This window comes from Streptomyces filamentosus (assembly GCF_014654895.1).
Classification (GTDB): domain Bacteria; phylum Actinomycetota; class Actinomycetes; order Streptomycetales; family Streptomycetaceae; genus Streptomyces; species Streptomyces filamentosus.
Genome location: NZ_BNBE01000001.1, coordinates 2,545,372 through 2,571,722 on the forward strand (window position 1 = coordinate 2,545,372; position 26,351 = coordinate 2,571,722).

General features: G+C 72.4%; 28 protein-coding genes and 1 tRNA gene. 14 read left to right on the plus strand and 15 right to left on the minus strand.

The window, feature by feature from the left end; all coding sequences use genetic code 11:
- Positions 1–270 precede the first annotated feature (270 nt).
- The 3 genes from IE326_RS11465 (at position 271) to IE326_RS11475 (ending at position 3,114) form a co-directional block, all read left to right on the plus strand.
- Positions 271–1,818: a M28 family metallopeptidase gene (locus IE326_RS11465; protein WP_229915294.1), complete on the plus strand. Its 1,548-nt coding sequence runs from the start codon at positions 271–273 to the stop codon at positions 1,816–1,818.
- A 187-nt stretch (positions 1,819–2,005) separates the two neighbouring features.
- Positions 2,006–2,302, plus strand: a complete 297-nt coding sequence (locus IE326_RS11470; RefSeq protein ID WP_003955420.1) for a type II toxin-antitoxin system VapB family antitoxin — start codon at positions 2,006–2,008, stop codon at positions 2,300–2,302.
- A gap of 182 nt (positions 2,303–2,484) precedes the next feature.
- Entirely contained in the window at positions 2,485–3,114 is a 630-nt protein-coding gene (locus IE326_RS11475; protein WP_190041446.1) for a LytR C-terminal domain-containing protein, read from the plus strand.
- A 72-nt stretch (positions 3,115–3,186) separates the two neighbouring features.
- Here the strand turns inward: IE326_RS11475 and upp are convergent, their stop codons facing one another.
- Positions 3,187–3,822, minus strand: a complete 636-nt coding sequence (gene upp / locus IE326_RS11480; RefSeq protein ID WP_030752424.1) for a uracil phosphoribosyltransferase — start codon at positions 3,820–3,822, stop codon at positions 3,187–3,189.
- Between the two features lie 92 nt (positions 3,823–3,914).
- Here upp and IE326_RS11485 point away from each other — a divergent pair, with 92 nt between their 5' ends.
- The 9 genes from IE326_RS11485 to IE326_RS11525 all read left to right on the plus strand — a co-directional run bounded on the left by IE326_RS11485 (position 3,915) and on the right by IE326_RS11525 (position 9,682).
- The gene (locus tag IE326_RS11485) at positions 3,915–4,133 is read left to right on the plus strand and encodes a hypothetical protein (RefSeq protein ID WP_150229762.1); all 219 of its coding nucleotides are present in this window, start codon (positions 3,915–3,917) and stop codon (positions 4,131–4,133) included.
- A 256-nt stretch (positions 4,134–4,389) separates the two neighbouring features.
- Entirely contained in the window at positions 4,390–4,938 is a 549-nt protein-coding gene (locus IE326_RS11490; RefSeq protein WP_150229760.1) for a tRNA adenosine deaminase-associated protein, read from the plus strand.
- Between the two features lie 47 nt (positions 4,939–4,985).
- On the plus strand, positions 4,986–5,414 hold the full coding sequence (tadA, locus tag IE326_RS11495) for a tRNA adenosine(34) deaminase TadA (protein ID WP_150232906.1): 429 nt from the start codon (positions 4,986–4,988) through the stop codon (positions 5,412–5,414).
- Between the two features lie 55 nt (positions 5,415–5,469).
- Positions 5,470–5,557, plus strand: a tRNA-Ser gene (locus IE326_RS11500).
- Positions 5,558–6,033: 476 nt separating this feature from the next.
- The gene (locus IE326_RS11505; protein ID WP_170313843.1) at positions 6,034–6,198 is read left to right on the plus strand and encodes a hypothetical protein; all 165 of its coding nucleotides are present in this window, start codon (positions 6,034–6,036) and stop codon (positions 6,196–6,198) included.
- 8 nt (positions 6,199–6,206) lie between these two features.
- Positions 6,207–6,506: a Dabb family protein gene (locus IE326_RS11510; RefSeq protein WP_190041447.1), complete on the plus strand. Its 300-nt coding sequence runs from the start codon at positions 6,207–6,209 to the stop codon at positions 6,504–6,506.
- 236 nt (positions 6,507–6,742) lie between these two features.
- Positions 6,743–7,591: an RNA polymerase sigma factor SigF gene (locus IE326_RS11515; protein WP_150229756.1), complete on the plus strand. Its 849-nt coding sequence runs from the start codon at positions 6,743–6,745 to the stop codon at positions 7,589–7,591.
- A gap of 237 nt (positions 7,592–7,828) precedes the next feature.
- Positions 7,829–8,761, plus strand: a complete 933-nt coding sequence (locus tag IE326_RS11520; RefSeq protein ID WP_190041448.1) for an RNA polymerase sigma factor SigF — start codon at positions 7,829–7,831, stop codon at positions 8,759–8,761.
- Positions 8,762–8,821: 60 nt separating this feature from the next.
- A complete protein-coding gene (locus IE326_RS11525) occupies positions 8,822–9,682 on the plus strand; it encodes a hypothetical protein (RefSeq protein ID WP_229915295.1) in 861 nt (286 codons plus the stop codon).
- 272 nt (positions 9,683–9,954) lie between these two features.
- Here the strand turns inward: IE326_RS11525 and IE326_RS11530 are convergent, their stop codons facing one another.
- On the minus strand, positions 9,955–10,182 hold the full coding sequence (locus IE326_RS11530; RefSeq protein ID WP_150229752.1) for a hypothetical protein: 228 nt from the start codon (positions 10,180–10,182) through the stop codon (positions 9,955–9,957).
- A 164-nt stretch (positions 10,183–10,346) separates the two neighbouring features.
- Between IE326_RS11530 and IE326_RS11535 the strand changes: the two genes are divergently transcribed.
- Together IE326_RS11535 and IE326_RS11540 are read left to right on the plus strand one after the other, a co-directional pair.
- Complete coding sequence (locus IE326_RS11535; RefSeq protein WP_150229750.1) at positions 10,347–10,826, plus strand: MarR family winged helix-turn-helix transcriptional regulator; 480 nt, start codon at positions 10,347–10,349, stop codon at positions 10,824–10,826.
- 113 nt (positions 10,827–10,939) lie between these two features.
- Positions 10,940–12,463, plus strand: a complete 1,524-nt coding sequence (locus tag IE326_RS11540; RefSeq protein WP_475537078.1) for an MDR family MFS transporter — start codon at positions 10,940–10,942, stop codon at positions 12,461–12,463.
- Positions 12,464–12,560: 97 nt separating this feature from the next.
- Here IE326_RS11540 and IE326_RS11545 read toward each other — a convergent pair whose 3' ends face one another.
- From IE326_RS11545 to IE326_RS11605, 13 genes are all read right to left on the minus strand, one after another.
- Positions 12,561–13,403, minus strand: a complete 843-nt coding sequence (locus IE326_RS11545; RefSeq protein WP_190041449.1) for a TetR/AcrR family transcriptional regulator — start codon at positions 13,401–13,403, stop codon at positions 12,561–12,563.
- A 34-nt stretch (positions 13,404–13,437) separates the two neighbouring features.
- Entirely contained in the window at positions 13,438–14,937 is a 1,500-nt protein-coding gene (locus IE326_RS11550; RefSeq protein WP_150229744.1) for an MFS transporter, read from the minus strand.
- 87 nt (positions 14,938–15,024) lie between these two features.
- Positions 15,025–17,247 (minus strand): ArnT family glycosyltransferase, encoded by a 2,223-nt coding sequence (locus tag IE326_RS11555; protein WP_190041450.1) that lies wholly within the window; start codon positions 17,245–17,247, stop codon positions 15,025–15,027.
- Positions 17,244–18,527, minus strand: a complete 1,284-nt coding sequence (locus IE326_RS11560) for a bifunctional glycosyltransferase family 2/GtrA family protein (RefSeq protein WP_229915296.1) — start codon at positions 18,525–18,527, stop codon at positions 17,244–17,246. Before IE326_RS11560 ends, IE326_RS11555 begins: the two co-directional genes overlap by 4 nt.
- Before the next feature lie 26 nt (positions 18,528–18,553).
- Positions 18,554–20,095, minus strand: coding sequence for a sensor histidine kinase (locus tag IE326_RS11565; RefSeq protein WP_190041452.1), 1,542 nt, complete (start codon positions 20,093–20,095; stop codon positions 18,554–18,556).
- A gap of 5 nt (positions 20,096–20,100) precedes the next feature.
- Entirely contained in the window at positions 20,101–20,856 is a 756-nt protein-coding gene (locus tag IE326_RS11570) for a response regulator transcription factor (protein WP_190041453.1), read from the minus strand.
- A gap of 96 nt (positions 20,857–20,952) precedes the next feature.
- Entirely contained in the window at positions 20,953–21,813 is an 861-nt protein-coding gene (locus IE326_RS11575; protein ID WP_229915297.1) for an amidohydrolase family protein, read from the minus strand.
- 61 nt (positions 21,814–21,874) lie between these two features.
- Positions 21,875–22,210: an antibiotic biosynthesis monooxygenase family protein gene (locus IE326_RS11580; protein WP_150229732.1), complete on the minus strand. Its 336-nt coding sequence runs from the start codon at positions 22,208–22,210 to the stop codon at positions 21,875–21,877.
- A gap of 149 nt (positions 22,211–22,359) precedes the next feature.
- Positions 22,360–23,229: a DUF2797 domain-containing protein gene (locus IE326_RS11585; protein ID WP_190041455.1), complete on the minus strand. Its 870-nt coding sequence runs from the start codon at positions 23,227–23,229 to the stop codon at positions 22,360–22,362.
- Positions 23,230–23,299: 70 nt separating this feature from the next.
- Positions 23,300–24,121 (minus strand): BRO family protein, encoded by an 822-nt coding sequence (locus IE326_RS11590; protein WP_150232902.1) that lies wholly within the window; start codon positions 24,119–24,121, stop codon positions 23,300–23,302.
- A gap of 126 nt (positions 24,122–24,247) precedes the next feature.
- Positions 24,248–24,613 carry a PH domain-containing protein gene (locus IE326_RS11595; RefSeq protein ID WP_030752358.1) on the minus strand — a complete coding sequence of 122 codons (366 nt, stop codon included), beginning with the start codon at positions 24,611–24,613 and terminating at the stop codon, positions 24,248–24,250.
- A 471-nt stretch (positions 24,614–25,084) separates the two neighbouring features.
- Positions 25,085–25,438, minus strand: coding sequence for a hypothetical protein (locus IE326_RS11600; protein ID WP_190041456.1), 354 nt, complete (start codon positions 25,436–25,438; stop codon positions 25,085–25,087).
- Between the two features lie 43 nt (positions 25,439–25,481).
- On the minus strand, positions 25,482–26,237 hold the full coding sequence (locus tag IE326_RS11605) for a GntR family transcriptional regulator (protein WP_190041457.1): 756 nt from the start codon (positions 26,235–26,237) through the stop codon (positions 25,482–25,484).
- Positions 26,238–26,351 lie beyond the last annotated feature (114 nt).

Below are 26,351 nucleotides of genomic sequence, written 5' to 3' on the forward strand. Positions count from 1 at the left end.
GTCGGAGGATCCGGAGGAGTGTCCGGCCGAGGGTCCGGAGGAGGGTCCGGAGGCCGGCTCGGAGAGTGAGGGGCCGGGCGTCGCGGACTGGCGCGAAACCTTCCCTCCCGCCGACGGCCAAACCCACCAAGCACGGCAAATCGTCCGGGAATTGAGAATTCCAGATGTCAATCCTGTTCAAGGTGACATGAATTGCGCCGAACGTGTTCACAGAAGGCCCACTTGATGGCTAACTTCCCCTCAACCTCGTCCCCATCGGGAAGGACCTCTGTGAACTCGACGCAGCGTCGCGCCGCGGCCATCCTCGCCGCCACGGCCCTCGCCACTCCCCTGCTCCTCGCCTCTCCCGCCACCGCGGGCCAGGACCCCGGCGCCGCACCCGCCCGGGACGCCGCGAAGCTGGCGAAGAAGCTGGTCCGGGAGACCACCGGCAAGGACGCCTTCAAGCACCTGCAGAAGTTCCAGGCGATAGCGGACTCCACCGGCGGCCACCGCGCGGCCGGCAGCCTCGGCCACGACGCCTCGGCCGCCTACGTGTACACGCAGCTGAAGAAGGCCGGGTACGACGTCTCGTACCAGAAGTTCGACTTCATCTACACGCAGACCCTGGCCGAGAAGGCGTCCGTCCTCGGCGCCGCGCCGCGCGAGCTCGGCATCAAGGCGATGACCTACACGAAGTCCACCCCGGTCGGCGGCGTCACCGCCGCCCTGGCCGCCGCCCCGCTCGACGCGGACGGCACCCACGGCTGCGAGCCGGGCGACTTCGCCGCCGGCGCCTTCACCGGCAAGATCGCCCTCATCAAGCGCGGCGCCTGCTCCTTCGCGGCCAAGCAGCAGAACGCCGCCGCGGCCGGTGCCGTCGGCGCCATCGTCTACAACAACACCGAGGGCCTGCTCTCCGGCACCATCGGCGACCCCGCCGACGGCCGGATCCCGACCGCCGGCCTCTCGAAGGCCGAGGGCGAGCGGCTCGCCGCCGACCTCGCCGCCGGCCCGGTCCAGCTCTCCTTCGAGGTCCGCGAGCTCCAGGAGAAGCGCTCCACCAACAACGTCATCGCGGAGACCAAGGGCGGCAACGCCGCCAACACCGTGATGCTCGGCGCGCACCTCGACTCCGTCGACGCCGGCCCCGGCATCAACGACAACGGCTCCGGCTCCGCCGGCATCCTCCAGACCGCCCTGGAGCTCGCCAAGTCGAAGGACAAGGTCCGCAACAAGGTCCGCTTCGCCTGGTGGTCCGCGGAGGAGAACGGCCTCCTCGGCTCCGAGCACTACGTCGCGAACCTGACGGAGCTCGACAAGAAGGAGATCAAGCTCTACCTGAACTTCGACATGATCGCCTCGCCGAACTACGGCCTGTTCGTGTACGACGGCGACAACTCGGACGGCGTCGGCGCGGACGCGGGTCCGGCGGGCTCCGCCCAGCTGGAGCGCGACATCACCGACTTCATGGACAAGAAGGGCCTGCCGCACCTGGGCACCGACTTCGACGGCCGCTCCGACTACGGCCCGTTCGTCGACGCCGGCATCGCCTCCGGCGGCACCTTCACCGGCGCCGAGGGCATCAAGACCGCCGAGCAGGCCGCCCTGTTCGGCGGCGAGGCCGGGGTCGCCTACGACGTCAACTACCACGCCGCGGGCGACGACCTGAAGAACGTCAACATGACGGCCTTCGACGCCAACATCGACATCATCGCCAACGCCGTCGGCACCTACGCCCACGACATCTCCTCGCTGCGCAAGCCGGTCGACTCCGTGCCGACCGCCGGCGGCACCGCGGGCGGCGGCCACGACCACGACCACGGCGTGACCGAGTAACCGGTCCCGTCCCGGTCGGATCAGGACCGGGATCCCGATCCCGATCCTGGCGCCGACGCCGGTCCCGTGAGGGCCCCTCCCCGAGGGTCCCTCACGCGCGTCATGTCGCCCATGTCGGGATTCGCGGGGTCATCCCGTGGCCTCCGCGTGGCTGCGCCGGGAGCCGGTCGCCCGGTAGGCTTTCCGTGTGATCTTCAAGCGCATCGGAAACGGCAGGCCGTATCCCGACCACGGCCGGGAAAGCACCCGGCAGTGGGCGGACGTCGCCCCGCGCCCGGTCCGCCTCGACCAGCTCGTCACCACCAAGGGCCAGCTGGACCTGGAGACCCTGCTCGCCGAGGACTCCACCTTCTACGGCGACCTCTTCGCGCACGTCGTGAAGTGGCAGGGCGACCTCTACCTCGAGGACGGACTGCACCGCGCCGTCCGCGCGGCCCTCCAGCAGCGCCAGGTGCTCCACGCCCGCGTGCTGGAACTCGGCTGACGCTCCCGGACGGCCCCGGGACCCCGCCCCGGGGCCCGGACCGGCACGGACGCTCCCGACGGCTCCCAGGGGTGCCGGACGGGGCTTCGGGCTGATCCTTTCGGGGGCAGTTCCCGCCCATCCGGCCGCGATCACATGATCATCAAGTAGGCATCGCGCACGGGCGGCATTACGCTGCGCCCATGAGCATGCTCACTCCCCCCGGCATGGGCGGAAAGTACCGCATCACGGGGGATGTCTACCCGCGCATGCGCCGCCCCCACCGCCGGCGCAGGATCGTCCTGGCCTCCACCGCCGCCGTGGTCGTGCTCGGCGCGGCCGGCTGGGGCACGCTCCAGCTCGTCGACGTCTTCTCCGGCGGCGACGACACCCGGAAGACCGCCGCCGGCGGCCAGACGGACTGCAAGCCCGCGCCCGCCCCCAGCGCCACCCCGGCCGCCAAGCCGCCCAAGCCCGCCCAGGTCACGGTGAACGTCTACAACGCGACCCCCCGCAAGGGACTCGCGAAGGCCACCGCCGACGAGCTGAAGAAGCGCGGCTTCGCCATCGGCAAGATCGGGAACGCCCCCGCCGCCTACGACAAGAAGGTCACCGGCGCCGGACTGCTGCTCGGCGCCCCGGTCGCCACCAAGGGGGCCTTCGCCGTCCTCGGCACCCAGCTCGCGGGCGCCACGACGAAGGTCGACGCCCGCACCACGGCGGACGTCGACCTGATCATCGGCACGGCCTTCAAGACCCTGTCGCCCAAGGCGACGGCGGACGCGGCGCTGGTGGCCCTCAACAAGCCCAAGCCGGCCCCGGCCCGCTGCTGAACCCCCGAAGGGGCTGCGCGGCGGGGCCGGATTCCGGCCCGCTGCGCCCTGTTCGGCGGAGCCGACCGTGCCCTATTCGGCGGAGCCGTACATGCGGTCGCCCGCGTCGCCCAGGCCCGGCACGATGTAGCCGTTCTCGTTGAGCCGCTCGTCGACCGAGGCGGTCACGACCGTCACCGGCGTGCCCGCGAGCTCGCGCTCCATGACCTCGACGCCCTCCGGGGCGGCCAGCAGCACCACGGCCGTCACGTCGTCCGCGCCGCGCCGGATCAGCTCCTGGATCGCCGCGACCAGCGTGCCGCCGGTCGCCAGCATCGGGTCGAGCACGTACACCTGGCGGCCCGAGAGGTCCTCCGGCATCCGCGTGGCGTAGGTCGACGCCTCCAGCGTCTCCTCGTTGCGGATCATGCCCAGGAAGCCGACCTCGGCGGTCGGGAGCAGCCGGACCATGCCGTCGAGCATGCCGAGACCGGCCCGCAGGATCGGGACGACCAGCGGACGCGGGTACGACAGCTTCACGCCGGTCGTCTGCGTGACGGGGGTCTCGATGTCGACCTGCTCGGTCCGGACGTCCCTGGTGGCCTCGTAGGCGAGCAGGGTGACCAGCTCGTCGGCGAGACGGCGGAAGGTCGCGGAGTCCGTGCGCTTGTCGCGCAGGGTGGTGAGCTTGTGGGCGACCAGCGGGTGATCGACGACGTGGAGACGCATGGCTCCACAGTAGCCCGCTGTGCACTGGCATCGATCCACGCCACTGGGGCAGGGTGGGGGCACAGGGACCCAGCGATGGGGTGGTGTGGCCGATGCCCGACCCGAAGAACACATCCGGCCAGGTCCGGGGCGACAAGGAGCCCCGGACGCCGGAGACACAGCCGGAGACCGACGCGGAGCGCCGCAGGCGCCGCGCCCAGTTCCTCCGCGACCTCCACGAGGCCAAGGCGCTGCGCGACCGCGTCCAGCCCCGGCGCGCCCGGGCGGCCCGGATGAGACAGGCCATGCGCATGCGGACCTTCCGCTGGTGAGGCCCCGGCACGCCGTCCGCGCGCCGCACGGCCCCCTCCCGGCACGGCTCCTCGTGCGCCCCGTGTACGCCCCTCTGTGCGCCCCCTCCGTGCGCCGGGGTCGTACGCCCGCCCGAACGCGGTGTGGTTCAGACTGATGCACGACGCAAGAGCCGAAGACCTCTCCTGAGGCCGTCGTTTCTGTCACGATGCCGATTGGGCGGGGCTCAGGAGCGCGCCGCCGGATCATCACACCTCTGATCAGTGGGAGAGTCAGGTGTACTTCGCCGCACTGCTCGCGCGCACCGAAGACGGGTGGGAAGCGAGCGATACGGAGCTCGACGACGTGGAGACGCTGGCGGACCTGGCCGATCTGGCCCGCGAGGCGGCGGCCGACGAGGGGGAGACCGTCCTCGTCTTCATCGAGCAGGAGGACGCGTGGTTCGGCATCGTCCGCGTCGACGGGGAGGACGACCCCCGGGTCTACGTCTCCGACGCGGCCGCCGCGGCCCGCTCCTCGTACGGGGAGATCCTCACCTCGGAACTGCTCGGTGACGACGACCCGGACGACGAGCTCGCCGACCTCGACGGACTCGTGGACCTGGACGGCACCGAGGACGGCGAGCCGGAGCGGGCCGTCGACGGGGCCGACGAGGACACCTCCGCCGGAAGCTCCGGGATCGTGCCCGCGGGACCGCTCGGCGAGGGCCGGATCCTCGCCGACCTCGGCCTGTCCGAGCGCGAGCTGCTCGCCGTGACCGAGGACGCCCTCGGGGAGATCGCCGACGCCATCGGCGCCTCCGACATCCTGGAGGCCGTCCGCTAGTGACGTCCGCAGTCCCCGGCCCCGTGCCGGACCTCTGGCGCGGGGCCATGCGCCTCGCCCTCGCCGAGGCCGCGGCGGCCGTGCCGGCCGGTGACGTACCGGTCGGCGCGGTCGTGCTCTCCCCGTCCGGCGAGGTCCTCGCCCGCGGCCACAACGAGCGGGAGGCGGCCGGCGACCCGACCGCCCACGCGGAGGTCCTGGCGCTGCGCCGGGCGGCGGCCGCCACCGGCGAGTGGCGGCTGACCGGCTGCACCCTCGTGGTGACCCTGGAGCCCTGTGTGATGTGCGCGGGCGCCCTGGTCCAGTCCCGCGTCGAGCGGGTCGTCTACGGCGCCGACGACGAGAAGGCCGGTGCCACCGGCTCCCTCTGGGACCTCGTCCGCGACCGCCGGCTCAACCACCGCCCCGAGGTCGTCCGGGGCGTCCTCGCCGAGGAGTGCGCGGAGCAGCTGACCGCCTTCTTCCGAGCCCGCTGACCTGCGGAGGGATACGGATTTCTTCACCGGGCCGGTTTGGGCTAAGCTCTCTCTCGGTAGCGTGTCCGAGCGGCCGAAGGAGCTCGCCTCGAAAGCGAGTGTGGGGAAACTCACCGAGGGTTCAAATCCCTCCGCTACCGCCAGATCGAAGGGCCCGACGCGAGAGCGCCGGGCCCTTCGGCGTTGCCGCGCACGCTCCGTACGGCGAGGACGACAGCGGTACGGGGGCACGAGGACGCGAGCGGTACGTGGAAGGGCCCCGGCACGCCACCGGGGCCCTTCCACGTACCGCTCGCGTCCTGCTCACGCGTCCCGCCCCGAAGGAGGACGGGGGGAGCGGCATCGGGGGGACAAGCCGCTCCCCCCGATGAGAACCGGTCCGGCAAGTCCTGCGCCGCAGTCAGGGGGGAAGCTCGCGGCGCGGACCCCGCAGTGCGGGCCGGTTCCATGTGCCCCGCGGATTCCTGCCAGATCCGCCGGGCTCGACATCCATACTGCTCCCCCTGCACCCTTCCGGGGGACGGCGAAAGACCCCGAAGCACGGGCCCTTGGTCCATAAAGGCTCGGTTAGAGTGGGCCACCGCCGAGGCGGGGTCGCGGTACGGGGAGGGTGAGGGGCATGGCTCAGGCGAGGAAAGTCGCGCTGTACGCGGTCGGGGTCTTCGTGCTGTACACGATCATCACGTCCCCCTCCCGGGCCGCCGACCTGGTCCAGGTAGGGTTCGAGGGCATTTCCAGCGCCGCCCAGGGAGTCGGCGAGTTCATGACCGAACTCATCAACTAGGAGCCCTCGTGATCCGCCATCTGGTCCTCTTCAAGCTCAACGAGGGCGTCGAGCGCGACGAGCCCCGTGTCGTCGCCGGAGCCGAGGCGTTCCGGGCGCTCGGCGGGCAGATCCCCGAGCTGCGGTTCTGGGAGTGCGGCTGGAACGTGTCGGACCGGCCCATCGCCTACGACTTCGCCATCAACTCGGCCGTCGAGGACCCGGACGCGCTCCGGCGGTACCTGGAGCACCCGGCCCACCAGGCGGGCGTGGCCCTGTGGCGCGAGTTCTCCACCTGGGTGATCGCGGACTACCCCTTCGAGGGCTGACCCCCCTCCTCCCGCGCGAGACCCCCCGCCGTACGGGCGGGGGGTCTCGCGCGTTTCCGCCCTCCGCGCCTCTGGCCTCAGCTTTTTCGTCCACCATGCCTTCAACACGTCGTTATGCGGTGCTTGCACACAGTGGACATGTCTTGTGATGCTATGACCGCTTTTGATGGATGAATTGACCGTTTGCTCGTAGTTGACGAGTAGCCAGCTACACCAGCCAAAGGGGTGGCGTGAACGTGCCGGCCAGTACAGCGCCTCAGGTCCCGCCCCAGCACGAGGCGGGCGGCGTCGCGGACCCCCCGCGGCCCCGCGACCGGAGCACCCGCGGGGCCGACACCCGCGCCCTCACCCAGGTGCTCTTCGGGCAGCTCAAGAACCTGGATCCGGGCACCCCCGAGCACGACCGCGTGCGCGGCGCCCTCATCGAGGCCAACCTGCCGCTCGTGCGGTACGCGGCGGCCCGCTTCCGCTCGCGCAACGAGCCGATGGAGGACGTCGTCCAGGTCGGCACCATCGGCCTCATCAACGCCATCGACCGCTTCGACCCGGACCGGGGCGTGCAGTTCCCCACCTTCGCCATGCCCACCGTGGTCGGCGAGATCAAGCGGTACTTCCGCGACAACGTCCGCACCGTGCACGTGCCGCGCCGGCTGCACGAGCTGTGGGTCCAGGTGAACGGCGCCACCGAGGACCTGACGACGGCCCACGGGCGCTCCCCCACCACCGCCGAGATCGCCGAGCGGCTGCGGATCGGCGAGGACGAGGTGCTCGCCTGCATCGAGGCCGGACGGTCGTACCACGCCACCTCCCTGGAGGCGGCGCAGGAGGGCGACGGGCTGCCCGGACTGCTCGACCGGCTCGGGTACGAGGACCCGGCGCTGGCCGGCGTCGAGCACCGCGACCTCGTCCGGCACCTGCTCGTCCAGCTGCCCGAGCGCGAGCAGCGGATCCTGATGCTGCGCTACTACAGCAACCTGACCCAGTCTCAGATCAGCCAGGAGCTGGGGGTCTCGCAGATGCACGTGTCAAGGCTCCTCGCCCGCAGCTTCGCCCGCTTGAGATCCGCAAACAGAATCGAGGCATGACCGGAACGGGTAGACCGGTTCGGAGCAGTTCCACGGCGTCCCAATTGCCTTACACCCCTTGTTTCCTGCGGATATGCGCCCACATCTTGTCGACAAGTCACTACAGCGCGTTGCCGACATGTGACATTCTGCTGGGGACGCGTTTGCCGCAGCCCCACGGCCGGTATTCAGGTGGAAGCTGCGTTCCTCCGATGGTCGCGGCCCCACCGCGACCGTCCGCGACCTCCAGGGGGTGGCATGTCCGCAGATCAGGGCAGCTCGAAGGTGCTCACGCTCACGCCCGTCCCGGTCCTCGTGCCCGAGGCCGGGCCCGTGCCCGTGCAGACGACGGCACGGGCCGCCGCCGACAGCGGGCCACTGCCGGCCCCGCCGCCGCCCGCCGTCGCCCCGGAGGCTCTCGACACCCGCACCCTCTCCCGCTCCCTGTTCCTGCGGCTGCGCGCCCTCGACGGCGTGGGCGCGGCGGCCGACAGCCCGGAACGGACCTACGTCCGCGACACCCTCATCGAGCTGAACCTGCCGCTCGTGCGGTACGCGGCGGCCCGCTTCCGCTCGCGCAACGAGCCGATGGAGGACATCGTCCAGGTCGGCACCATCGGCCTGATCAAGGCGATCGACCGCTTCGACTGCGAACGGGGCGTGGAGTTCCCGACGTTCGCGATGCCGACGGTCGTCGGCGAGATCAAGCGCTTCTTCCGCGACACCTCGTGGTCGGTGCGGGTGCCGCGCCGGCTCCAGGAGCTGCGGCTCGCGCTGACGAAGGCCAGCGACGAGCTGGCGCAGAAGCTCGACCGCTCCCCGACCGTGCCCGAACTCGCCGCCGTGCTGGGGGTGTCGGAGGAGGACGTCGTCGACGGCCTCGCGGTCGGCAACGCCTACACGGCCTCCTCGCTCGACTCGCCCTCCCCCGAGGACGACGGCGGCGAGGGCTCCCTGGCGGACCGCCTCGGCTACGAGGACGCGGCCCTGGAGGGCGTCGAGTACCGCGAGTCCCTGAAGCCGCTGCTGGCCAAACTCCCGCCCCGTGAGCGGCAGATCATCATGCTCCGCTTCTTCGCGAACATGACCCAGTCGCAGATCGGCGAGGAGGTCGGCATCTCCCAGATGCACGTCTCCCGGCTGCTCACCCGCACCCTCGCGCAGCTCCGCGAGGGCCTGATCTCGGACTGAGCACCTCCGATTCACGCGAACCCGCCCCTTGTTGACGAGCCGTCAGTCACACTGGGGCGCATGAGGCGCAGGAAGCAGCCGGTACTCGTGGCGGTGGCGCTCTGCCTCGGCGGAGCGCTCACCGCGTGCGGCGGAGGGGACGGCGGGGGATTCACGGCGGTCGGCGCCGGACCCTCGCCCGGCGGCGCGGTCGGTCCCTCCGGCGCGGTCGAGCTCGTCCCGCTGGAGACCCCCACGGCGAGCGGCACCATCTCCAGCACCTCCTCTCCGTCCCCGGGCGCCCCGGAGTCCCCGCGGCCGCCGGGCGCGTCGCCCTCGCCCTCCACCGGCACGGGACCGGGCGCGGACTCCGGCCCCGGCTCCGGTACGCGGCCGGGCGCGGGTTCCGGCGCCGGCCCGGGCTCCCCCGGTTCCGGCACGGGGCCCGGCGACGGTTCCGGTACGGGGCCCGGCGACGGCCCCGGAGGGCGTACGGAGCCGGGGGCGCCGCCCGGGGGCCCCTCCGGCGGCGGCGCGTCGTCCGGCGCGACCACGGCACCACCCCGCACCACCGACCCCGCGCCCCGGCCCACCGCCTCGGCGCCCCGGCCCTCCTCGCCGGCGCCCGCGCCCGGCCCGGCCGCGCTCACGGTCTCCGCGCCGGTCACCGCGGACGGCGACACGCGCTGGTGCGAGCAGGTCACGGTGACCTTCCGGAACACCGGCGGCTCCCCCGTGACCTCCGGCACCGCGACCTTCGCCACCCACGTCATCGGCGCGCTCGGCCTCGACTGGGGCACGGTCACGACCAGCCAGCCGCTGCCGGCCCCGATCGCCGCCGGGGCGGCACGGAAGCAGACGTACACGGTGTGCGTGGAGTCCTGGCGGGTGCCGCTCGGCATGCGCGTCGACACCCGCGAGGTGACCGCCGACTGGCGGTGAGCCCGTAAGCGGCCCCGCGGTCTCCGACACCCGGGGCCCACCCGCGGCCGGCCCGGCGGCGCAGGGCGGACCGGTCGCGGGGCTGACGACCCGCACCCGCCCTCGCGGCCCGGGCGCACTGGCTGCGGAACCGGCCCGGGGCCCTCGGCGGCCGAGCACCGCGGACGGTCCCGCGTAAGGGAAAAGGGCGGTCGCGGCGGAGACCTCCGAGGTCTCCGCCGCGACCGCCCTTCCCGAGTGCCCTCTCCGAGGGCGCGTCCCGGGGGCTCGGGTCAGCCCAGCGCGAGCCAGACGACCACCGCCACGACCACGATCGCGGCGACCACGCCGGCGATCACGCCGACGCGGGGGCCGCCGGAGGCCGCCGCGGCCTGCTGCGGCTGGTGCTGGGGGGTGCCCTCGTCGACGAAGGCGCGGAACATCTGGGTGCTGCCGGCGGGGTCGTAGCCCTCGGGGCCCTGGGCGCCCTGGCCGTACGGTGCTTGCGGGTTGTGTGCCATGGGCCAGGACCCTAGCGAACGCCGGGTGGGGGACCCAAGCCCCGGCCGCCGGCCTCCCCCGAGTCCCCTTCCCGCCCGCCCTCCAGCTCCGCTTTGCCGATTCTTTAGCGCCGTTTGAGCGCTGTTTGACCGATTTAATTTGCCTGGAGCAACCATCCATCTCTATGGTTGCCCTAAGCAACAAGTTGGAAGGGGTTCTCGTGGACGGGAACGGACGCTACGAGGACCTCGCCCGCGCCATCAGCGCGTTCGGCGCCGTGAAGCGCGGGATCTCCCGCGTCCTGCCCGGTGAGTGCCAGGGCGGGGCCGCCGCCGTGCTCGCCCTGCTCAAGCACCACGGGGACATGCGGATGAGCCGGCTGGCCGAGTTCATGGCCGTGGACATGTCGGTGTGCAGCCGCCACGTGGCACACACCGTGGACCACGGCTGGGTCGAGCGCCTGCCCGACCCCGACGACGGCCGCTCCCGCATCCTGCGGCTGAGCCCCGCCGGGTTCACGATGCTCACCGAACTCGACCGGCGGGTGACCGACGCCTTCACCCGCCACCTCGCGGAGTGGTCCGACGACGACGTCGCACTGCTCACCGCCCTGCTCGCCCGACTCCGCGACTCCTTCGGGGACTGCCGGGCCACCCACGCCTGACCACGCCGACCGAGCGCGCACGCGCTCGAAAACAGAGGAACTTCATGGCTACGACCACACCCGACACCGGGGTGCGGGGCGCCCCGGCCGGACAGGGAGACGCCGCCGCTCCCATGACGCACCGACAGATCATGGAGGCGCTCTCCGGGCTGCTGCTCGGCATGTTCGTCGCCATCCTGTCCTCGACGATCGTCTCCAACGCCCTCCCCCAGATCATCACCGACCTGGAGGGCGGCCAGTCCGCCTACACCTGGGTGGTCACCGCGACCCTGCTGTCGATGACCGCCACCACCCCGCTCTGGGGCAAGCTGGCGGACCTCTTCTCCAAGAAGCTGCTCATCCAGATAGCCCTGACCATCTACGTCGCGGGCTCGATCGTCGCCGGGCTCTCCCAGTCCACCGGCATGCTCATCGCCTGCCGCGTGGTCCAGGGCATCGGCGTCGGCGGTCTCACCGCCCTCTCCCAGATCATCCTCGCCGCGATGATCTCCCCCCGCGAGCGCGGCCGTTACAGCGGCTACCTCGGCGCGGTCTTCGCCGTCGCCACCGTCGGCGGTCCGCTGCTCGGCGGCGTCATCACCGACACCGAGTGGCTCGGCTGGCGCTGGTGCTTCTACGTCGGCGTGCCGTTCGCGATCATCGCCCTGATCGTCCTCCAGAAGACCCTCAAGCTCCCCGTCGTGAAGCGGCAGGTCAAGGTCGACTGGGCCGGCGCCTTCTTCATCAGCGCCGCCGTCTCCCTGCTCCTCGTCTGGGTCACCTTCGCCGGCGACAAGTACGACTGGATGTCCTGGCAGACGGCCGCCATGGTCGGCGGATCGGTTCTGCTCGGCGCGGTCTTCGTGCTCGTCGAGTCCAGGGCGTCCGAGCCGATCATCCCGCTGCGGCTCTTCCGCAACCGGACGATCACGCTGGCCTCGCTGGCCTCGCTCTTCGTCGGCGTCGCGATGTTCGCCGGCACGGTCTTCTTCAGCCAGTACTTCCAGCTGGCCCGCAACGAGTCGCCGACCATGTCCGGCGTCCTCACCATCCCGATGATCGCCGGCCTCTTCGTCTCCTCGACGGCCTCCGGCCAGATCATCACCAAGACCGGCCGCTGGAAGGCGTGGCTGGTCAGCGGCGGCGCGCTCGCGGCGGCGGGCCTCGGCCTCCTCGGCACCCTGCGGTACGACACCCCGTACTGGCACACCGCCCTCTTCATGGCCGTCCTGGGCCTCGGCCTCGGCATGATGATGCAGAACCTGGTGCTCTGCACGCAGAACCAGGTGGAGCCCGCCGACCTCGGCGCCGCCTCCTCCGTCGTCACCTTCTTCCGCTCCCTCGGCGGCGCGATCGGCGTCTCGGCGCTCGGCGCGGTCATGGCCCACCGGGTCACCGACTACGTCAAGGAGGGCATCACCGCGCTCGGCCCGGAGGCCGCGAAGGCGATGCAGCAGAGCGGCGCGGGCAGCGGCCTCCCCGACATGGACGCGCTGCCCGGCCCGATCCGCACGGTCTTCGAGAGCGCCTACGGGCACGGCGTCGGCGACGTCTTCCTCTACGCGGCGCCCTTCGCCTTCATCGCCTTCCTGGTGACGCTGTTCATCAAGGAGGTCGCGCTGAAGAGCAGCACCGTCACGGCGGAGGCCGCCGAGTAGGGCGGTGCGGAAAAAGCTCCCGGCCGCGCTTCGAGCGGAGGCGCGGCCGGGTGGAGACGGAGCGGCGGGCAGGGGACGGCCCGCCGCTCCGGCGTGTTCAGGGGCTTTCCGGGGCCTTCGGAGGCATTTCAGGGCTTTCGGAGGCTTCCCGGAGCCTTCCGGGCCCTTCCGCTCCGGCCGCCTCCCGGGCGACCATCGTCTCGATGCCGGCGATCAGGATGTCCAGGGCGTAGGAGAAGTCCCGCTCCCAGATGGCGGAGACGCTGCCGTGCGAGGCCCGCTCGTCGAGGATGTCCGTCATCGGCTCCAGCGCCTCGCGGAACTGCGGGTCGTCGCGGAAGGCCGCGACCGAGTCGTGGTAGAAGTCGTCCTGCGACATCCCCGCGTCGGCCGCCCGCCGCTCGAACTGCGCCTCGATCGTCCCGTAGCCGTACACGAACTGGAAGACCGCCGACATCGCCCCCGGCTGGCCGCCCAGCGGCAGTCCGGTCTCCCGGATCGCCTCCTGGATGCGGGAGCCCACGGCGATCGCGTACGGCCCGATGTTCAGGTACTGGCCTGCGCACGGCGACATCCACGGGTGGCGGACCAGCATCCTGCGGTAGTCCAGGGCGAGCGTCCGGATCCGCTCCCGCCAGTCCGCCCCGGCGGCGACCGCGTCCAGGTCGATCTCCCGGTACGCGGTGTCGATCGCGTACTCGATGATGTCGTCCTTGGTGTCCACGTACCAGTACAGGGACATCGCGGTGACGCCGAGCTCGGCCGCCAGCCGGCGCATCGACAGCTTGGCGAGCCCGTCCCGGTCGAGCATCCGGACCGAGGCGGCGACGATCCGGTCCCGGTCGAGACCGGCCGGGCCGCCCCCGCCGCGGGCGGCCCGCTCCTCCAGCCAGACGCTGGACCCGGTGGGGTTCTTCGCCCGGTCCGCGGCCTTGACCATGCGCTTCCTCCGTCTGTCGACGCTGCCGACCATGCTAGGCAGCCACGGCGGTCTCCTGCGCCGCGGGCTGCTCCGCCCGTTCCGCCCGCTTCAGGAGGAAGGCGGCGAGCAGGCCGCCGACGAGGACGGCGACCGCGCCGACGAGCTGGCTGGCCTGGAGGCCGGAGGCGAAGGCGTCCGAGATGCGGGCCCGCTCGGCGTCGTCGCCGGCCGCCGCGAGGGCCGCCGGGAGCGAGGCCGCGGTGACGGTGACGAGGGCGGCGAAGCGGGCGTTGAGGACCGCGCCGAGGACGGCGACGCCGAGGCCGTTGCCGAACTCGGCGAGGGTGCCGTTGACGCCCGCGCCCACGCCCGCCTTCTCCGGCGGGATCGCGCTCATGATCGCGTTGGCCATGGCCGGGTTGGACACGGCCAGGCCGGTGCCCATGAGGACCAGGCCGAGCAGCATGCCCCAGTAGGTGCCCTCCGTGCCGCCGCCGATCAGGGCGATCGAGGCGAGGCCGGCCGCGACCAGCGTCATGCCGACCGTGACGGTCAGCGGGGTGCCGAGCTTCATCACGATCCGCGGGCCGATGCCGCTGAGGTTGAGGACGACCACGGTCAGCGCGAGCGGCGCCATCCGCAGTCCCGCCTCCAGCGGCTCGTACCCGAGCACGAACTGGAGGTGCTGGGTGAGCAGGAACATCGAGCCGCCCATCCCGAACATCACCAGGATCGCGCCGGCGACCGCGCCCACGAACTTCTGGTTGCGGAAGAAGTGCATGTCGAGCATCGGGTACGGGGTCCGCAGCTCCCACAGCGCGAACGCGGCGAGCACCACGACCCCGATCGCGGCCGGGACCAGCACCTCGGAGGAGGTCCAGCCGTGCTCCGGGCCGGTGATGATCGCGTACACGGCGGCGGTCATGCCGATGGTGGAGAGCAGCGCGCCGAGGAGGTCGGGGCGGTCGCCCTGCGGGTTCTTCGACTCGGGGACCAGCTTGAGGACGGCGACCAGGCCGATCACGGCCACCGGGATGTTGATGAGGAAGATCATCCCCCACCAGAAGTGGTCGAGGATCGCGCCGCCGATCAGCGGCCCCGCGGCGAAGCCGAGCGAGCTGACGGTGGCCCAGAGCGCGATGGCCTTCACCCGCTCGGAGTCGTCGAAGATCTGCATGACGACGGCGAGGGTGGTGGTCATCAGGAGCGCGCCGCCGACGCCCATGCCCGCGCGGGCCGCGATGAGCTGCCCGGTGGAGCCGGCCAGGCCCGCGGCGAGCGAGCCGAGGCCGAAGAGCGCGAGGCCGAGGGCGAGCAGCTTCTTGCGGCCGTAGCGGTCGGCCGCGTTGCCCGCGGAGAGGAGCAGGCCGGACTGCACGAGCGAGTAGGCGTTGATCATCCACTGGATGTCACTGGTGGAGGCGTGCAGCTCCGTGGTGAGCGAGGGGATGGCGACGCTGAGGACGGTGTTGTCGAGGAGCACGGTGAGCTGGGCCAGGCAGATGACGCCGAGGATCAGCCAGCGCTGGGGATGGCCGCCGGTGGCCGTCATGAAAACTCCTCTACGGTGTACGGGATTCAGGGCTCGTACACCGTAGAGGAAGTCTCGTACGCTGTATATCGCTTTTGGGTTCCTGCCCTACTTCTCGCTGGTCAGGTCGTAGAAAGTGGTGCCCCCGACGGTGGTGGAGGTGAAGTTCTCCTGCACCCAGGCGGTGATCTCGGAGCCGCCGCCCATGCCTCCGCCGCCCATGCCTCCGCCGCCCATGCCTCCGCCCCCGATGAAGTAGTGGACCTTCCCTTCGGCGACGTACCGCTGGAACCGGTCGAGGGTCGGGGACGGGTCGCTGCCGTTGAAGCCGCCGATCGCCATCACCGGCTTCTCGGTCGCGAGCTGGTAGCCGGCCGCGTTCTGCGCACCGATCGTGGCGGCGGCCCAGGTGTACGCGTCGGCGTCCTGGAGCAGCTTGGTCCTGGCCTCCGCGCCGACCGCAGTGCCGTTGAGGAGACCGCCCATGCCACCGCCCATGCCGCCGCGCTCACCGGGACCGGGCATCTGCCCACCGGTCGGGGGCTGCCCTTGGACCTGGCCCTGCCCGCCGCCCTGCCCGCCGGCCGGGAAACCGTTCGGGAAGCCGTTCGGGGGCTGCATGCCGTTGGGCGGCTGCACACCTCCGGCTCCGCCACCGCCGTCCGTACGCTGCCCCCCGCCGTCCGTGCCCCGGCCGCCGTCCGTGCTCCGGCCGCCGTCCGGGAACTCGCCCCCCGGGAAGCCGCCGCCCGGGAAGCCGCCGCCGCCCGGTCCCCGTCCGCCGAAGCGGGCGCCCGCCGGGCCCGCCGTCACGATGGAGCCCTGGTGACCGGTGGAGAGCGTCTCCAGGGTGTACGCGAAGGGTCCCGCGAGTCCCGCCGCGAGGCCGAGGCCCGCCGCGGCGAGGCCCAGGCGCCGGTCGGCCCGGCCCGCGGCGAGCAGCGCGAGCGCGGCCACCGCGCCCGCGCCGAGCACGGCCCAGCGCAGCCACGGCAGGTGGTCGGGCGTGCGGCCGAGCAGCGTCCAGCCCCACCAGGCCGTCACGCCCGCCGCGACCGCGAGCGCCGCCGAGGCCGCGAAGCGGGTCCGCTCCTCCCACAGCACCGCCGCGCCCATGCCGATCAGGGCGGCGAGGTACGGCGCCAGGGCCACCGTGTAGTACTCGTGGAAGATGCCGGCCATGAAGCTGAAGACGCCCAGCGTCATCAGCAGCGACCCGCCCCACACGAGGAACGCGGCCCGGGCCGTGTCCGTGCGCGGTGCCCGCCGGGTGACGACGAGCCCGGCGAGGAGCAGCAGCAGCGCGGCCGGCAGCAGCCAGGAGATCTGGCCGCCGATGGAGTCGTTGAACATGCGCAGCAGCCCGGTCTCGCCCCAGCGGCCGCCCTGTCCGCCGCCGGGCCCGCCCCCGCCGCCGACGCTGCCGACCTCGTCGCCGTTGATCCGGCCGAGGCCGTTGTAGCCGAAGGTCAGCTCCAGGAAGCTGTTGTCCTGCGAGCCGCCGACGTACGGGCGCGAGGCCGCCGGCCAGAGCTCGACGAGCGCCACCCACCAGCCGCCGGAGACGAGCAGCGCGAGCCCGGCGAGGCCCAGCTGGCCGCACCGCTTCAGCGGCCGGGCCGGGGAGCACACCGCGTACACGAGCGCGAGCGGCGGCAGGATCAGGAAGGCCTGGAGGGTCTTCGTCAGGAACGCGAAGCCGAACGCGACGCCCGCCGCGACCAGCCACTTCGTGCTCCCCTCGACCCGCTCCAGGGCCCGCAGCACCGCGTACGCGGCGACGGTCATGAGCAGGGCGAGCAGCGCGTCCGGGTTGTTGAAGCGGAACATCAGCGCGGCGACCGGGGTCAGCGTGAGCACGACGCCCGCGAGCAGGCCGGCACCCGCGCCGAAGCGGCGGCGGACGGCCGCGTACAGCACGGCGACCGTGGCCGTGCCCATCAGCACCTCGGGCAGCAGGATCTGCCAGGAGCCGAGGCCGAAGAGGCGGACGGAGAGCGCCATCGGCCAGAGCGCGGCCGGAGGCTTGTCGACGGTGATGGCGTTGGCCGCGTCGAGCGAGCCGAAGAAGAACGCCTTCCAGCTCTCGGAGCCGGCCTGGACGGCCGCCGAGTAGAAGGAGTTGGCGTAGCCGGAGGCGCTCAGGTTCCACAGGTAGAGCCCGGTGGTGACGGCGAGCAGGCCGAGGAACGCCGGGCGCACCCAGGGGGCGTCCTCGGGCCTGCCGCGCCACGCGCGGGCGAGGCGGCCGGGGGGCCGGGGCCCGGTGTGCGCGCCCTGGTGCGCGCCCTGGTGCGCGCCCGGTTCGGCGGACGGGGTCGGTGCGGTCATCGGGGGTCCCCCGTGGGGTGTCGGCGGTCCGGGAAGACCCAGAGCCGGAAGAGCAGGAAGCGCAGCACCGTCGCGGCGAGGTTGGCGACGACGAGCACGGCGAGTTCGGTGGAGTGCGCCGGGTCGCCGCTCGCCGCGCCGAGCGCGGCGAGCGAACCGCTGGTCAGGGTGAGGCCGATGGCGAAGACCACGAGCCCCTGCGCCTGGTGGCGGACGGCCCGGTCGCGCCCCCGGACGCCGAAGGTGAGCCGGCGGTTGGCGGCCGTGTTGGCGACGGCGGAGACGAGGAGGGCGGCGGCGTTGGCGATCTGGGCGCCGGCGCCGAGCCGGAAGAGGGAGTAGAGCGCGAGGTAGAAGAGCGTGGACAGCACGCCGACCACGCAGAAGCCGACGAGCTGGCGGGCGAGCCCGCCGGGCACCCCGGAGAGGTCGCGGTCGCGCGGGTCGTCGCCGAAGGGCCGGGCGAGCCGGTCCAGCGGCAGCGAGCCGGTCGCGAGCGCCCGCCCGACCCGCCACACGCCCTTCAGGTCGTCGGTGGCGGTCCGCACGATGTGCACGGTCGAGTCGGGGTCGTCGACCCAGTCCACCGGCACCTCGTGGATCCGCAGCCCGGCCCGCTCGGCGAGGACCAGCATCTCGGTGTCGAAGAACCAGCCGGTGTCCTCGACCATCGGGAGCAGCCGCTCGGCGACGTCGCGCCGGATCGCCTTGAAGCCGCACTGGGCGTCGGAGAAGCGGGCGGCGAGCGACCCGCGCAGGATCAGGTTGTAGGCGCGGGAGACGAACTCCCGCTTGGGCCCGCGCACGACCCGCGAGGAGCGGGCGAGCCGGGAGCCGATGGCCAGGTCGGAGTGGCCGGAGATCAGCGGGGCGACCAGCGGGAGCAGCGCGTTGAGGTCGGTGGACAGGTCCACGTCCATGTAGGCGAGGACGGGCGCGTCGGAGGCCGACCACACGGTCCGCAGCGCCCGGCCGCGGCCCTTCTGCTCCAGCCGCACGGACCGCACCTCGGGCACCTCGGCGGCGAGGGCCGCGGCGATGCCGGGGGTGGCGTCGGTGGAGGCGTTGTCGGCGACGGTGACGCGGAAGCCGTACGGGAAGGTGCGCTTCAGGTGCGCGTGGAGCCGGCGGACGCACGGCTCCAGGTCCTTCTCCTCGTTGTAGACGGGGATCACCACGTCCAGGACCGGCCGGCCCGTTGCGCTCACCGGCAGGTGCTCCCGGGCGGGGAGGGTGCCGGGGGCCTGCGTCGCGGGCCCCGCGAGGGTGTGGGTTCGCATGTCCACGACCCTCGCGGGGCCCGCTGTCACGGCTGTGTGATCAGCCTGTGGTCCGGCTGTGAGTGTGCGGCGGCGGGGATCCTGACCGTGAAGACGGTGTGGCCGGGGGCGCTGTCGACGGCCACCTCGCCGCCGTGGGCGGTGACGACGGCCCGCACGATGGCGAGGCCGAGGCCGGTGGAGCCGGCCTGCCGGGAGCGGGAGGCGTCGCCGCGGGCGAAGCGCTCGAAGACGGCGGGGAGCAGCTCGGGCGGGATGCCGGGCCCGTCGTCCCGGACCTCCGCGACGACGGCCGCGCCCTCGTGCCGCACGGAGGCGGTGACCGTGGTCCCGGGCGGGGTGTGGGTGCGGGCGTTGGCGAGGAGGTTGAGCAGCACCTGCTGGAGCCGGGCGGCGTCGCCGCGCACGGCCGCCGGTTCGCCCTCCGCGGGCAGGTCGAGGCGCCAGTGGTGGCCGGGCCCGGCGGCGCGGGCGTCCCCGACGGCGTCCACGGCCAGCGGGACGAGGTCGGTGGTCTCGTGCGCGAGGGGGCGGCCCGCGTCGAGCCGGGCGAGCAGCAGCAGGTCCTCGACGAGACCGGTCATCCGGGTGGCCTCGGACTCGATCCGGCCGAGCGCGTGCCGGGTGTCGGGGCCGCACTCCTCCCGTCCGCGCCGGGTCAGTTCGGCGTAGCCGCGGATGGAGGCGAGGGGGGTGCGCAGCTCGTGGCTGGCGTCGGCGACGAACTGCCGGACCCTGGTCTCGCTCTGCTGGCGGGCGTCGAGGGCCGCGTGGACGTGGTCGAGCATCCGGTTGAGCGCGGCGCCGACCTGCCCGACCTCGGTCCGCGGGTCGGCCTCGGCCTCCGGGACGCGCTGGTGGAGCGCCACCTCGCCGCTGTGCAGCGGCAGCCGGGCGACCTGGGAGGCGGTGGCGGCGACCCGGCGCAGCGGGCGCAGCGCGATCCGCACGAGCGCCGTCCCGGCGAGGGAGGCGGCGGCGAGGGAGGCGACGGTGAGGCTCAGTTCGACCAGGACGAGGGTGGAGAGGGCGCTCTCGACCTCGGCGAGGGGGATGCCGACGAGGGTGCTGCCGTGGATGCCCTCCGCGTAGACGACCCGGTACGGGCCGAGGCCGCCGGGCAGTTCGACGGTGTGGGGCCGGAAGTCGCGGGGCACGGCGGCGAGCGCCTTCCGCTGCGCCGCGTCCAGTTCCTCGACCGGGAAGCGGGGCCGGTCGCCCGTGGTGCTGTCGACGGTCTCCGTCGAGTACCCCGCCTCGCTGACCTCCGTGCCGTCGACGGCGGCGCCGAGCGTGCCGATCGGGGAGCCCGGGTCGCCGAGGAAGGCGAGCGGGGGACGGCCCTGGCCCGCGCCGAACCCGGGCGGCGCGACCGGCGGCCCGGCGGCCCGCTGGGCGAGCCCGGTGAGCTGCTCGTCGGCGCGGTCGTAGAGGTAGGAGCGGTACGCGATGGTGGTGACCGTGCCGATGACGGCCGCGACGACCGCGATCAGCGCGACGGCGGAGACCACCAGCCGGGTCCGCAGCGACCACGGCCGCCGGGACCTGCTCCGAGGACGGAGGCGCACGGGGGCTACTCCCCCGGCTTGATGAGGTAGCCGGCCCCCCGCCGGGTGTGGATCATCGGCGCGCGCCCGGCGTCGATCTTCCGCCGCAGGTAGGAGATGTAGAGCTCGACGACGTTGGCCTGGCCGCCGAAGTCGTAGGACCAGACCCGGTCGAGGATCTGCGCCTTGCTGAGCACCCGGCGCGGGTTGCGCATGAGGTAGCGCAGCAGCTCGAACTCGGTGGCCGTGAGGTGGATGGATTCGCCGCCCCGGGTGACCTCGTGGCTGTCCTCGTCGAGGGTGAGGTCGCCGACCACGAGCACCGACTCGCTGCGGGCCTGCGCGGCGCCGGAGCGGCGGATCAGGCCGCGCAGCCGGGCGACGACCTCCTCCAGGCTGAACGGCTTGGTGACGTAGTCGTCGCCGCCGGCGGTGAGTCCCGCGATCCGGTCCTCGACGGCGTCCTTCGCCGTCAGGAAGAGGACCGGGACCTCGGGCAGTTCGCGCCGGATCGAGCCGAGCAGGCTGAGCCCGTCGACGTCCGGGAGCATGATGTCCAGGATCACGACGTCGGGCCGGAACTCCCGCACGGCCCGCAGGGCACCGGCGCCGTCCCCGGCGCTGCGGACCTGCCAGCCCTCGTAGCGCAGGGCCATGGAGAGCAGTTCGGAGAGGGACGCCTCGTCGTCGACGACGAGGACGCGGACGGCGGTGCCGTCGGCACGGAGCAGATCGGCGCGGGTGCCGCGGCGGGCTGAAGTGCTGCGAGTGGTGACGGTCATGGGCCCACGCTCGCCGTCGCCGCTGAGATCCCTCTTTCGCTTTCCTGTGAATTCCCTGAGAAAGCGGAGGGTCACTGTTTCACGTGAAACGGCTACTCACTGTTTCACGTGAAACATGGCGGCTCCGTTGTCGTGGAGGACGGCCCGGAGCCAGTCGTCGCCCAGCCCGAGCCGTTCGAGGGCGTGGAGCTGGTGGACGTAGGGGTACGGGATGTTCGGGAAGTCGGAGCCGAGGAGGATCCGGTCCTGGAGGCCGAGCAGCCGTGCGCGGGCCTCGCGGGGGAAGGGCGCGAGCCGTTCGGCGAAGTCCGTGAACGTCATGGTGGTGTCCAGGCACACGCCCTCGTACCGCTCGGCGAGCCCGAGGAAGTCCTCGTACTCCGGCATGCCCAGGTGGGCGACGATCATCCGCAGCCGCGGGTGCCGGGCGAGCAGCGCCCCGGCCGGTCCGGGGCCGGTGAAGGCACCGGGCGCGGGTCCGGAGCCGCAGTGGACGACGGCCGGCGTCCCGCTCTCGGCGAGCAGGCCCCACACCTCGTCGAGCAGCGGGTCGTTCGGGTCGAAGCCGCCGACCTGGACGTGCACCTTGAAGACCCGGGCGCCGGCGTCGAGGGCCTGCCGGACGTACCCGGCGGCCCCGGGCTCGGGGAAGAAGGTCGCGGTGTGCAGGCAGTCGGGCGTCCGGGCCGCGAAGTCCGCCGCCCAGGAGTTGAGCCAGGCGCCCATGCCGGGCTTGTGGGGGTAGAGCATCGAGGTGAAGGCGAGCACGCCGAACCCGCGCAGCAGCTCGACCCGCCGGTCCTCCTCCTCCCGGTAGGTGATGGGCCAGGGCTGCCCGAGCAGCGGCCCGACGGCGTCGAAGTACGCCCAGACCTTGTCGAGGACGTTCTGCGGCATGAAGTGCGTGTGGACGTCGACGAGTCCGGGCAGTCCGAGCCGGGCGACGAGCGCCCGCACGGCCTCGCTCCCCTCCGACGCGCTCCCGCCCTGGACGCTCTCACTCCCGCCCGGGACGCTCTCACTCCCGCTCAAAGCCGTAACTCCGCTCGACCTTCCCGATGTGGACGCTGTACGCCTCGTACCAGTGCTCCCGGCCGTGTGCCTTCGCCGCCGCGTGCGCGGTGTCGAGCCGCCAGGCGTCGAGCGCCTCCAGGTCGCGGAAGTAGGCGACGGTGATGCCGATGCCGCCGGGCGTGCGGGCGGCCTCGTAACCGAGGAAGCCGGGTATCCGCACGACGCGGTCGCGCAGTTCGGCGGCGGTCTCGGCGTACCCCTCGGGGGCGTCGGGCCGCAGGGAGGTGAAGACGGCCGTGTAGTAAGGGGGTTCGAGGCCGGACACCAGTTTCTGAGTCATGTGATCACCCTCGCCGGGCGGGGCGCGCGGTGTCCACGGCCGAAGGCAAAGGGATCCAAGACTTTACGAAGCCACCCCGCCGGGAACAGCCCTCCCACCTTTCCGGGAACAGTCCTTCCCGGTCGGCCGGAACCGCCCTCCCCGACCGGTCAGAACAGCCCCTCCTGACCGGTCCGCGCGTCCGCCTCCCGGGGCGCGGGGGCGACGGGCACGCTCCAGGGGTCGTCCTCCGCGGCCCTTTCCAGTCCCCAGCCCGCGAGCAGCCGCCCGTCGAGGACGAGGTGGCGGCCGCCGGGGTCGCGCAGGTGCAGATCGGGTCCGGCGGCGGCGAGCACCCGCCCGGTGACGGTCCCGCCGTCGACGAGTCCGGTGACGGTCCCGTCGAGCGCGGGCAGCTCCCCGAGACCGAAGGCGTCCCCGTGGTCGTACGCGGCGAACGGCAGCGCCTCCAGGGTCTCGCCCCAGCCGCCGACGCCCAGGGCCCGCCCGTACAGCTCCTCGATCTCGCCGCGCCGGGCGGCGGCGTCCGGCGGGGCGACCCGCAGGGCCCGCTTCCGCTCGTACGGCACCCGGTCGGGCACGCCGAGCGCCTGCCGCAGCACCTCCTCCGTCCGCCGGGCCGCCATCAGGGGTCCCCGGCCGAGCCAGCAGAAGGCGACGGCCCCCTGTTCGAGCAGCCGGACGGAGCCCCGGTGCTCCCCGGTGATGCCGACCTTGACCGTGCCGGGCCCGAACCAGGCGAGGTAGACCCGGTAGGGCCGGGGGTCGTCGGCGAAGGTGTCGGCGGCGACGGAGTGGGCCCGGTCGAGCCGCGCGCACCCGGGGCACAGCCCGCCGGTGGACCGCTCCGGCACGGCGGCCCCGGTGGGGCAGGGGTTTTCCCGCACCCCCGCGCAGGCCCGCCCGCCGACGGCCCGGAGGGCGAGCGGACGCCCGTACGCCACGGGGCTGACCCGGCCGCCCCACCACCGGAGCCCGGGCGCGCCCCCGGCCCATCCGATCCCACCGCTGCGCCACACGGAGCGCCCACCTCCCACGTCCCCGTCCTCTCCCCCATCCTCCCCCTCCTCCCCCTCGGGCGGGCGCGTGTCAGGGGAGGACGTAGATCCTGGTGCCGTCCGGGCGGGGGTGGCCGACCTCGCGCATGCAGCCGCGCTCGATGAGCAGCCGGACGCAGTCGCGGACCCGGTCGCCGGAGAGGCCGGTGCGCCGGGTGACGTCCTGGGGGCGGCAGCGGACGCCGCCGCGGATCAGGGCGGGGGCGAGGAAGCTGGCGACGGCCCGCATGTCGCCGCTGATCTCCCAGGACTCGACGAGTTCCTGCGCGCTGAGCGTCGGGGCCCCTCCGGCGCCGCGCTGGCGGGGCACGGCGAACGAGCGCTCAAGGGAGTCGGCGACCCTTGAGAGGCTCCGCCGCGTCTCCCGCAGCAGTTCCGCGTACTCGGCGAGGTCGGCCTCCTCCTCGTCGAACCGGCCCTCCAGCCGGACGAGGACGTCGACGAGCTCGGGCGGCAGCACGAACCCGCCGTGCGCGGGCGCCGGTTCGAGTCCGTAGCCGCCGTGCCGCTGCACCTCGGCCACCAGCTCGCCCACCCAGGCCCGGAACGGCCCGGCCTCGGGGGAGCGGCAGGCGGTGACGAGCTGCACGAGCCCGGCGAGGCTCACCATGCGGGCGGTGCCGCGGATGCCGCTGCGCGCGAGTATCTCCGCGTCGGGGGCCAGTTCGCGGGCCGGTGCCAGGCACCAGACCGGCAGCGTCACGGTCCTCAGCGCCTCGCGCGGCCCCGCGTACCCGAGCCGCCGGGCCACGTCCACGAGGGGGAACCAGTGCGCCCCGTCGACGGCGGTCAGTCGCCTCAACGCGCCCCCGGCGGCGGCCCGTACGAAGTCATCGATGTCGATCGCGTCCACGATCATCACCTCCACCGCGCACGTTAGGCCGAAGGCATATTCAAATGACATGCACATCGGACGGGTTCACCCAAAAGGGGAAGGCCCCGGGCAAACCCAGGGCCTTCGTACGGGGTTCCGCGGTCGTCAGCGGGCGACGAACTGCGTGAGGATCGCCTGCACCTCGTAGATGTCCACGCCCTTGGTGAAGGTCTTGGTGACGGGCAGCGGCTGGCCCGAGATCCAGATCTTCAGCTCGGCGTCGAGGTCGAAGGTGCCGGCCGTCTCGACGGCGAAGTGCGTGATGCTGCGGTACGGGATCGAGTGGTACTCGACCTTCTTGCCGGTGATGCCCTGCTTGTCGACGAGCACGAGCCGCCGGTCCGTGAAGAAGATGGTGTCGCGGATCAGCAGGTACGCGGCGTGCACCTGCTCCCCCTGGCCGAGCAGCCGCGCGTAGTCCTGCTGCGCCTGCGCCGGGTCGATCGCGTGTGCGTTGCCGAAGAGCGCCATGCCCTTACCCCCCACTTTTCAGTCAAAAAGACGATCACCAGAACCTAACCCCACACCTCGCCCCCCTGGCAACGCCTCCGCGCCGCGGAACACAACGCGAGAGGCCCCGGACCGATGTCCGGGGCCTCTCGACTCTGTGCACTCGGCAGGATTCGAACCTGCAACCTTCTGATCCGTAGCTCTAGCCGGATCGGTCAGCGGGGGTCATACGGGCCGCTCTGAGGCCCTGAAGGGGCACTGCCGGACGGGGGCGGTTGTTGGGGTTGCGGTACCGCGCTGCTGTACGCCCTCGTCCTGCTCGGCACGCTCCAAAGCCGCGATGGCCTTGCGCCGCCATCTCACGACAGCACCCGCGACACACACCCCCATCAACAGCGTTGCCACAGGTACGCCCCACATGAGGGCACCGATCAGATAGCCGACCGATTCCATACGACCCCCTGCCTCCTCCGGAAACGTCCCGAAGACTTCCTACAGTTCCGTCCAGACGTGTGGCTCCAAGTACGCATGCCAGCCTCGAAAGAACCAGTCCGCCAAGTCCGTCAACCGCTCGATGCAGGACGCGTAGTAGTCCTCAGGCTCTGGCCTCGGGAAGTTGGGGTGGGCTGTCCACGAGGGAACCTCGGTCGCTACCTGGTAGTACCCCTCTGCCAGCCACCGCGGAAGGTGCTCAGCACCCTTCAGGTGTTCGCACACTGCACGCATGGCCTTCTCCAGCCTGGAGAAGGCATCCCGATCCCAGACGAGATCGCATCGCAGCCCCAGTAGGAAACTCCCGGGTTCGGAATGGAACTCATGCTCCAGGGTCTTCAAGGCCGCTTCCATGCTCGGCATCCTGCCAGCTCTCTCGGCGGTGGCACTGGCCCTGCTAGAGATTGATGGGGACCTCGTAGACGATCTCGCACAGCGCTGCCGGCACGACGATGTCCGCCGTCTCGACGGGCTGCCCCTGATCGCTGTAGTAGGTCCGCCGGATGTGCGTGACGAGAGCGCCCTTCTGGATACCCAGGAGCGACGCCTCCTCGGCAGACGCCTGCCGCGGCTCCGGCTGCTCCACCGCGCGGCTGACCGTGATTCCGATCTCCGCCATGCGGCGCACGACGCCCATCCCCGCGTACGGCCCGCCCTCGGGCAGAACCGCAAGCGTGCCGGACGTGATGCTGTACGGCTCCCAACTCGTCGACACAAGCACGGGCTTGCCGTCGGCCAAGTACTCGTACGACGTGCGCACGCAGTAGTCCGCCTCAGGAATGTTCAGACGCGCGGCGATGTCTACCGGGGCCGGCACCATCGCTTCGCTGCGGCTCTCCCAAGTCCCCTTCTTGCCGAGCGCAGCCATCTCCGCGCGGAACAGCGAGCCATCGGTGTGCTCCTGCTGCCGCGAGCGAACCATGCGCAGCCGCTCCCGCGGCTCCGCGACGTAGGTTCCGAAGCCCGCCCGCCCTTCCAGAACACCCTGCGCGATGAGCGTCTCTTGGGCCCGACGGATGACGGCCTCACCCACTCCACACTCCTGCGCCAGCTGCGCACGGGACGGCAGCCGGTCTCCCGGCGTCCATTCCTGGTCGGTGATGCGCTGTCGTAGCACGTCAGCGATGTGGAGGTACGGCGGCTGCTCACGCATATGGAAAACCTAGACCACTACCTCTAATCTAGATAACTAGCTTGCTCTTAGCTATCTAGCTTGCGGAGGGGGTCAGGTGCAGCAGAGGGAAGGCCTCGCGTTATCCCCCGAGAG

Coding starts and splice junctions, on each gene's coding strand:
- IE326_RS11475 (WP_190041446.1), top strand. CDS start 2,485: ATGAGCATGCTCACTCCCCCCGGCATGGGCGGAAAGTACCGCATCACG.
- upp (WP_030752424.1), bottom strand. CDS start 3,822: ATGCGTCTCCACGTCGTCGATCACCCGCTGGTCGCCCACAAGCTCACC.
- IE326_RS11485 (WP_150229762.1), top strand. CDS start 3,915: ATGCCCGACCCGAAGAACACATCCGGCCAGGTCCGGGGCGACAAGGAG.
- tadA (WP_150232906.1), top strand. CDS start 4,986: ATGCGCCTCGCCCTCGCCGAGGCCGCGGCGGCCGTGCCGGCCGGTGAC.
- IE326_RS11505 (WP_170313843.1), top strand. CDS start 6,034: ATGGCTCAGGCGAGGAAAGTCGCGCTGTACGCGGTCGGGGTCTTCGTG.
- IE326_RS11520 (WP_190041448.1), top strand. CDS start 7,829: ATGTCCGCAGATCAGGGCAGCTCGAAGGTGCTCACGCTCACGCCCGTC.
- IE326_RS11525 (WP_229915295.1), top strand. CDS start 8,822: ATGAGGCGCAGGAAGCAGCCGGTACTCGTGGCGGTGGCGCTCTGCCTC.
- IE326_RS11530 (WP_150229752.1), bottom strand. CDS start 10,182: ATGGCACACAACCCGCAAGCACCGTACGGCCAGGGCGCCCAGGGCCCC.
- IE326_RS11535 (WP_150229750.1), top strand. CDS start 10,347: ATGGTTGCCCTAAGCAACAAGTTGGAAGGGGTTCTCGTGGACGGGAAC.
- IE326_RS11540 (WP_475537078.1), top strand. CDS start 10,940: ATGACGCACCGACAGATCATGGAGGCGCTCTCCGGGCTGCTGCTCGGC.
- IE326_RS11545 (WP_190041449.1), bottom strand. CDS start 13,403: ATGGTCAAGGCCGCGGACCGGGCGAAGAACCCCACCGGGTCCAGCGTC.
- IE326_RS11550 (WP_150229744.1), bottom strand. CDS start 14,937: ATGACGGCCACCGGCGGCCATCCCCAGCGCTGGCTGATCCTCGGCGTC.
- IE326_RS11555 (WP_190041450.1), bottom strand. CDS start 17,247: ATGACCGCACCGACCCCGTCCGCCGAACCGGGCGCGCACCAGGGCGCG.
- IE326_RS11560 (WP_229915296.1), bottom strand. CDS start 18,527: ATGCGAACCCACACCCTCGCGGGGCCCGCGACGCAGGCCCCCGGCACC.
- IE326_RS11570 (WP_190041453.1), bottom strand. CDS start 20,856: ATGACCGTCACCACTCGCAGCACTTCAGCCCGCCGCGGCACCCGCGCC.
- IE326_RS11580 (WP_150229732.1), bottom strand. CDS start 22,210: ATGACTCAGAAACTGGTGTCCGGCCTCGAACCCCCTTACTACACGGCC.
- IE326_RS11595 (WP_030752358.1), bottom strand. CDS start 24,613: ATGGCGCTCTTCGGCAACGCACACGCGATCGACCCGGCGCAGGCGCAG.
- IE326_RS11600 (WP_190041456.1), bottom strand. CDS start 25,438: ATGGAAGCGGCCTTGAAGACCCTGGAGCATGAGTTCCATTCCGAACCC.
- IE326_RS11605 (WP_190041457.1), bottom strand. CDS start 26,237: ATGCGTGAGCAGCCGCCGTACCTCCACATCGCTGACGTGCTACGACAG.